The sequence below is a fragment of the Moorena sp. SIO2C4 genome, from assembly GCF_010672485.1.
In the GTDB taxonomy this organism is placed as follows: Bacteria; Cyanobacteriota; Cyanobacteriia; order Cyanobacteriales; family Coleofasciculaceae; genus Moorena; species Moorena producens.
Map to the genome: position 1 here is coordinate 1 of NZ_JAAHGN010000358.1, position 6,778 is coordinate 6,778.

A 6,778-nucleotide genomic window follows, 5' to 3' on the forward strand; every position below is an offset into this window, starting at 1 on the left:
TAAGACCAACCAATGGCAAAGTGAGGCGACGTTTCGGGGCCACCCCAAATGTCTTTGCACTTCAAGTTATCTTCCATCGTCAAGGGAGCGCCGCCCAAGTTCGCAATTTCATTACAGGTGCCTGGAATACCCCCTTCTGCACTGGCGCCATTATCACCAACGATGTAGATAATTAGGGTGTTATCTTTTTCACCCAATTCATCAATGGCATCGATCACCCGACCGACTTCCTCATCTGTATATTCCAAGAAGCCCGCATAGGTTTGCATTTGCAAGGCAAGCAAGTCCCTGGCTCCTTCAAGATCGAACTGAGGGTCATCCCAAGCAGGAATTGCTGCGGGTCGCTCCGTACATTTGGCATCGGCAGGAATCACACCTTGTGCTTTCTGATTCGCACAGATGGCGGCCTGTTCCACATCCCAGCCATCAACAAACATACCATTAGGCGATCCTGCTGCAATGGCATGTTCTCCCCCAGCTTTGTACTTATCAACATAAGAGGCTGGAGGCTGGTGGGGAGCATGGGTCGCTCCGGGGGAGAAATAGAGAAAGAAGGGGGTGTCTGGAGACAAAGAGCGATTATAGCGCAGCCAGCTAATGGCCTGATCGGCTAGATCGTGGTTCAGGTTGTAACCCTCTTCAGGAGAGGCGGGTTGATTGATGGGATTGCGGTTTTCATACAAGGTGGGATACCACTGATCCGTTTCGCCCCCAATAAAGCCGTAGAAATAGTCGAAACCGAGATCGTTAGGCCAGCGCGTGAAGGGACCAAACCAGCATGTTTGGTTATCGGGGACGTTATGGTTTTTACCAAACCAACTCGTGCTATAGCCGTGAGCCTGCAAAATTTGGGCAACCGTTGCCGTGCTCTGAGGAATGAGTCCGGTATAACCTGGAAACCCCGTTGCCATTTCTTGAATGCTACCAGAGGCTGCAGAATGGGAGTTGCGACCGGTTAACAAGGCAGCGCGGGTGGGAGAACAGAGGGAGGTGGTATGGAAGCGGTTGTAGCTCAAGCCATTCTCTACCAATTTGTCGAGGGTAGGGGTGACAATCGGCCCTCCAAAGGCTTCTGATGCGCCAAAGCCGACATCATCTAGTAGCACCAGCAGGATGTTAGGTGCGCCTTCAGGGGGTTGAGGGCTCATGAGAATAGCATCATCTGCCTCTGATTGGTCGTAGGTTTCTTCGATCTGGCCGTTAAAGGTAGGGTCTGGGAGGGGTAGGTCTTGGGCCAACCCAGGGGGGACGGCGATACTCAAAAAGAGAGCGATCGCGTCTGAAGAAACAAGGCGACCGGGCTCCAAGGCATTTTTACCACAAAGGCACAAAGTACACGAAGGGAAGAGGCGATCGCTTGCTCTTAGAAATATGAGTGTTGGTTGTGGTTATGGTTATTTTTTGCTAAGTAGGTCGTGCAAAAAAAAAGGATGTATGTTACAAATTATAAAGTGTTGCCGAAGAAAGGAGTCAGAGGTATGGGAGCCAGACTGAGAGTGTTTCTCACCCAAGAAGAAGAAAGAACGCTCTGGGAATTGAGGAGGGCTACCACCGTAAGTCAACGAGTCAAAGATTGGCCGTAGGCCACGCTACGCGATCGAGCAGAAGCAGTTCGTTTAAGTCATCAAGGCGCTTTATGTCGAACAGATCGCCACTCACCTGCACTCGACAGCTAAAACGGTTAGGAAGACACTAAACGCCTGGAAAACAAAAGGTAGGGCATGACTATGGGAGGCATCAGGACGAGGGCGACAAAGAAGATGGAGCGAAGGGGACATCGAATACCTAGAAGACTGTCTAAGAATTGACCCGAGAACCTACAACAGCGTTCAACTCGCCGAAAAACTCTGTCGGGAACGACAAGTTGACCTCAGTCCTGAGTATCTACGTCAGATCCTCAAAAAAAGGGGGTGATTTGGAAGCGGACGCGAGTGAGTCATCAAAAACGGCAAGATCCACAGAAGCGGTGGCTCACGCAAAACGACCTGGAAATCCTTGAACTGGCGGCTGCTGCTGGAGAGATTGACTTGCTTTACGCCGACGAATCGGGATGCTGTTTGTGGAGTGCCGCCAGCTACAGCTATTACTTTAAAGGAGAGCAGAAGCGGCAAGAACAGACGAAAAAACGGGGGAAACGATTGAGCCTTTTGGGTCTGTGGCAACCGTTGGTGACATTTGTGTGCAGTTTGGTGTTGGGGAGGCAGGATAGCGAAGACTTCATCTTGCCTGATGCACGAACAAGCCCAAGTGGCTGGTGCAATTTACCAACGCACCGGTCGAATCCGTGTGATCACCCTCGTGCTTCGGCTCGATTCATACAAGTAAAGCTGTGAAAGAGAAACTTCCCCAATGGGAAGCGATGGGACTTTACTTATTCTTTTTGCCACCTTACTGTTCCGTTCCGGAACCCCATTGAGTTGGAGTGGGAGCATCGCGGATCGCGATCAATTGGTCGGTCAGATGTTTGAATCGGAGTCGGAATTAGCGTACCACGTGACTGTAGGACTTGAGGCTCGAGGAGAGCGCAACGGACATCAGGTTGATTATGTCAACCTGCGAGGTGTGAAATAATCCTTTACAAACATCTCTTTTTTTCTCTGGGACTACTTATTATATTTCAGTAATAGGATAGGTGTACGCCTGTAATGTATGATAGAAACTTTAGGGGGGTATTGCATACGCCCATTGCTTGAGTCGAAGCCGTGACCGGTGGGCCAGGGATCAAAAGGCCCCATGGCAATACTGCTCGGATAAGCCCGAATCCCCACTCGTGCTCTTCTACTAATTTTTTGGAGATTTCAATGAAAAGACTGTTAATTACTCTACTGGTCACTCTTGTGACTAGCTTTTGCTTGTTTGCCAATGAGGCCGCACTGGCAATATGTAGTTGCACTAATATGGCGGTGGCATTTGGGGGAACTGGGGTTAATATTTGCTCTAACAACACGTTGAATTTTAGCGAATGTACTCGGTCTAATGGCGGAACTGGAACAGCTTGTCCAAGTAATACATACGTCTATAACTGCCCAACAGGCGCAAATACGTTCGACCCTTTATCACAAGGCACTGGTTTTAAGGTTGCTGCCACCTATGCTCCTGGAAGTACGGCTTCAGACTGCATCCCTGGCCAGATCCTACAGGAGACAATTACCAGCAATATGCCGATTACCTACCCAAAGATTAATCCGACGACATTGACTGGCAATCAGACCATAGGGGGGCTTGATCTACGAATCAATAACAATGCCAGTCAATCATACCCGCGTGTTGGTCAGATCTACCAGGGGACGACAAGGCAGTTTTTCGGTGGTGACAACTATGAAGGAGGTGCAACAACTGTGATTTCTAGCCAGTCAAACACGGGTTCAGAGTGGTGGGATAATCCTGACCAAACCAAGGATAATCAGACAGAAAATGCAACTTGGAGATTTCGTTTCATTTCTTTCGTCCGTGGGAGTGCTGGACAGCAAAATTGTTCCTGTGCCACTGACATTGCAGTGGATTGGGGCAGCAATGTCAACCCAGTGACCGGGATACAGCGGGGCACGAGCGGCAATGAGAACTGTCGGTGACCCCAAAACCCGAACCATATGTTTCCCTCCCATCCTCATAATTTGCTGGTTGCGATCGCATAACGGGCGATCGCCCGTTATGCGATCGTCCTTTGCAAGAAGGCATTGGCAAAGCATCGTGTGGCTTATGGGCATAATCTAGCAGTTCTGGCGTTCAAGTAATGAATAGCTAGACTTCAAATTCACCAAAATACTTTCTGATCTCAGTTCAAGCAAGTAATAACGTGCCCAAGGAGGCAAGATGAAACGTTTACTTTCTAGTATTGTCACTACAATGCTGGCCATAGCTATTGTTTTTAATTTCCATGTCGGTGCTGCTATGGCTGTTGGAAGTGGCCTAGTGTATGACAAAAATGATTCGAAGTTGGCCGCAACTGCTGTTAAAGCGTCTGATAGCCAGGGGATAAACTCAGTAGCGGAAGCCGCTCAAGCCGCCGTGGCATTGGCATCAAAGCCTGGAGTAGGGTCTCTTAATCCTCTCATCCTGGCTGGTCATGGAAGTCCTGGACTCATTGGATTAGGTAGTGGCACTTCATCCGTATACCAGAAGGGAAAAGATCTCCAGAATGGAAAGCTGGGTGATGTGAGGTCTGAGCTAGCCACAATGAAAAGTTCTCTGGATGCAGATGGCTATGTAATCCTTTCCGGGTGTGAGACCGGACAGGGTGCGGCAGGTCTCAGTTTAGTCAAAGAGTTGTCTACCGAATTTAGCTCTGCTAATGCCATGGTATTTGCCAATACAAAATGTATTGGTTTAAGTGCTAACTATGGAACAGGGAGTTCAGTTTGTTCTGTTGAAGGGAATACATTGTGGCAGCAAAGTTCTGTGATCGCAGCTAAGAAGGGCAATCAGGTTACAGTTGATAGAACTTTGATGAAAACCCTGACTCCAAAACTATGTGTGCCTAAGAAGTAGTGGTGTGGTCTCAGAGTTCAATGCAGCTGATGGGCAGGCGATCGCTTTGGCTTGCCCGAAAGATTTTGGCCCATCGCTGACCTGAATTGTTCCTCACTGAAGTTCGATTTGAGACTGTTGGAGCTTAGTGGTGCAGAAAACTTTTTAGGTCAATTGCACTATATCTTCACGAGTCAGGAGAGGTTTGCTAAACAGGGAATAGATGAGATGCTTGAAGTCTTCCACAACCCCAAAGCACCTCTATGTCTACTCCCCTTCTTCACCTATCTCGCCTTCTACTATTGCCAATTCCTCAGACCCTTCAGCCCATGCTAGTCGCGTTGGATCATTCAAGATGTCAGGATTTCTCCAACGTTCCCGAAAGGAAGTGTAATCGTCTGATGATGTAAGTGGGCCATAATAGTGATCGAATCCGACGTTTTATCGATATTATGGCAGTAGTGTGAAAGGTATTATAGGCAATCCCTACCAGTAGGATGTTGGGTGCATCTTCAGGGGTCTGAGGTCCAAGGAGGGTATTGTAATCTGCCTCTGATTTGTCGTAAGTTTCTTCGATGGTGCCGTTAAACTCGGGGTCTGGAAGGGGCAGATCTTCGGTTAACCCGGGGGAGACGGCGATACTCAACAAGAGAGGGAGAGCGATCGCGATCGCCACTACTCCTTTCAAAATTCGGTTTAAAAAACCGTTACAAAACATCAATAATAAAGTCTCACAAAAACAAATGTAAAATCTCGGGTTGTTGTCCGGAGATTTCAAGATCAGTTTAGGGGTAAGCTATCTCTGGAAATAGACAAAAATTCCCACTTTTTAAGCTATAGAAATTAAAAAACCAGTTTTTTAAAATCATAAATACCACTTATAATAAGATTTATTGTTTTGTTTTGGCAGAATGCCGTACAAAGGAGTGTGTTGATGGATGTCAGCGATCGCAAGATTGTCTCCAAATCCTTTACAGATTTGGATGGTTTCAAAGAGTTTTTTGACTATCAAGGGAAGGAAATAATACAACTCACTCCCGGCTCTCTTCAGGCCGAGTTTTTATCAATTCAGATGAGTGATTTCCATTTTGTGTACAATCAAGCAAACCAAGGCGTTCAATTTTCAGGTGATGGCACAAAAGAATATATATCTTTTGCGATACTTTGGTCTGAGAAGGAAAAGGAATATTACTCTTTTCGTCACGGTGTAACCGTGACACAGATTGTCATCCCCGTTCAAACTTTTAATACTTATGCCGATCGCCTCCAACCCCACGATTTAGGCGATCGCTTCCGGAGTAAAAATCATGTCAATTTGCTACCCACTGGAATGCGAGAAATTAAAGATTACTTGAAACAATTGATTTGGTTAGCAGTATATCAACCGACTTGGTTATATCAACCTCATATCGAACAACTCGTTATCGATGATTTCCTGCCTTTGTTAATCGGTCAAATTCCCATTAAACGAAATGCCAAGGCGTTTCTCAAACCTTCGCGGCGATCGCAGCTTATTGTCCGCGCCGAACAACATATGTTAGCCAATATGGGAAAACCTTTGACTTTAAAACAGCTTGCTGAAGATTTAGAATCGAGCAGTTCTGCCTTATCTTATGGTTTTCGGGACTTATTTGGCTTAAGTCCCATGCGCTATCTCAAGGTACGACGACTTAATGCAGTGCGAGAACGCTTGAAGGAAAGCGAACCAGAACGTTGTACCATAGCCATCCTTGCTAGTGAATTTGGGTTCTACAGTCCTTGTCATTTTACTAGAGATTACAAAGCTATGTTTGGGGAGTTACCTTCAGAGACATTGCGAAACACTGCAAAAGTTAGCTTGGGTATCGATTGATAAATACAGCGGTTTGCAATTCAGTCAGGTACAAATTCTTGGGTTTTAGGGAGCAGGGAGCAGGGAACAAAAAACAGGGAATATATAATTTTGCGCATTCTAAATTATTAAAATACAAAAATTGTGTAAACCACCCAAGTAAAAACCACTATATTAATCAACATATTAGAGAAATTACTGAAGTCTATAGGCTTAACTTTAACTAAAATAACGATAAACAGGACTAACGGGATAAACACCGAAAAATTGACTATAGCAATCCGTTTAGGAATTGTGAAAATTTTTCTGATCTACTCCCAACTCCCGACTCCCGACTCCCGACTCCCGACTCCCGACTCCCGATTCCCGATTCCCTGCTCCCTGCTCCCTGCTCCCTGCTCCCTGCTCCCTTTCCTATACTTTGAAGGATGAAACTACAAACAAGACTGGAATTAGTCATACTAGTCATTTTCTTATGCG

At 46.5% G+C, this 6,778-nt stretch carries 7 protein-coding genes and 1 pseudogene; 6 read left to right on the top strand and 2 right to left on the bottom strand.

The features are described 5' to 3' along the window. Positions 1-1,262, bottom strand: a 1,262-nt coding sequence (locus F6K20_RS18765) for a sulfatase-like hydrolase/transferase (RefSeq protein WP_287295619.1), incomplete at its 3' end; no start/stop codon positions are given. A 216-nt stretch (positions 1,263-1,478) separates the two neighbouring features. On the opposite strand from F6K20_RS18765, the pseudogene F6K20_RS40710 reads away from it, so the two are divergent. The 4 genes and pseudogenes from F6K20_RS40710 to F6K20_RS18790 all read left to right on the top strand — a co-directional run bounded on the left by F6K20_RS40710 (position 1,479) and on the right by F6K20_RS18790 (position 4,488). After that, a pseudogene (locus F6K20_RS40710) lies at positions 1,479-2,416 on the top strand (IS630 family transposase). Next, the gene (locus F6K20_RS18780) at positions 2,350-2,571 is read left to right on the top strand and encodes a hypothetical protein (protein ID WP_009149679.1); all 222 of its coding nucleotides are present in this window, start codon (positions 2,350-2,352) and stop codon (positions 2,569-2,571) included. The pseudogene F6K20_RS40710 and the gene F6K20_RS18780 overlap by 67 nt, the downstream one beginning before the upstream one ends. 230 nt (positions 2,572-2,801) lie before the next feature. Continuing rightward, positions 2,802-3,572 (top strand): hypothetical protein, encoded by a 771-nt coding sequence (locus tag F6K20_RS18785; RefSeq protein WP_009149682.1) that lies wholly within the window; start codon positions 2,802-2,804, stop codon positions 3,570-3,572. Between the two features lie 241 nt (positions 3,573-3,813). After that, on the top strand, positions 3,814-4,488 hold the full coding sequence (locus tag F6K20_RS18790) for a DUF4347 domain-containing protein (RefSeq protein ID WP_044494513.1): 675 nt from the start codon (positions 3,814-3,816) through the stop codon (positions 4,486-4,488). Positions 4,489-4,825: 337 nt separating this feature from the next. Here the strand turns inward: F6K20_RS18790 and F6K20_RS18795 are convergent, their stop codons facing one another. Continuing rightward, the gene (locus F6K20_RS18795; protein ID WP_009149689.1) at positions 4,826-5,185 is read right to left on the bottom strand and encodes a hypothetical protein; all 360 of its coding nucleotides are present in this window, start codon (positions 5,183-5,185) and stop codon (positions 4,826-4,828) included. Between the two features lie 180 nt (positions 5,186-5,365). Between F6K20_RS18795 and F6K20_RS18800 the strand changes: the two genes are divergently transcribed. Both F6K20_RS18800 and F6K20_RS18805 read left to right on the top strand, forming a co-directional pair. Continuing rightward, entirely contained in the window at positions 5,366-6,319 is a 954-nt protein-coding gene (locus F6K20_RS18800) for an AraC family transcriptional regulator (protein WP_287295621.1), read from the top strand. Between the two features lie 246 nt (positions 6,320-6,565). After that, positions 6,566-6,730, top strand: a complete 165-nt coding sequence (locus tag F6K20_RS18805; protein WP_287295623.1) for a hypothetical protein — start codon at positions 6,566-6,568, stop codon at positions 6,728-6,730. The last annotated feature ends 48 nt before the right edge of the window (positions 6,731-6,778 follow it).

Coding starts and splice junctions, on each gene's coding strand:
- F6K20_RS18780 (WP_009149679.1), top strand. CDS start 2,350: ATGGGAAGCGATGGGACTTTACTTATTCTTTTTGCCACCTTACTGTTC.
- F6K20_RS18785 (WP_009149682.1), top strand. CDS start 2,802: ATGAAAAGACTGTTAATTACTCTACTGGTCACTCTTGTGACTAGCTTT.
- F6K20_RS18790 (WP_044494513.1), top strand. CDS start 3,814: ATGAAACGTTTACTTTCTAGTATTGTCACTACAATGCTGGCCATAGCT.
- F6K20_RS18795 (WP_009149689.1), bottom strand. CDS start 5,185: ATGTTTTGTAACGGTTTTTTAAACCGAATTTTGAAAGGAGTAGTGGCG.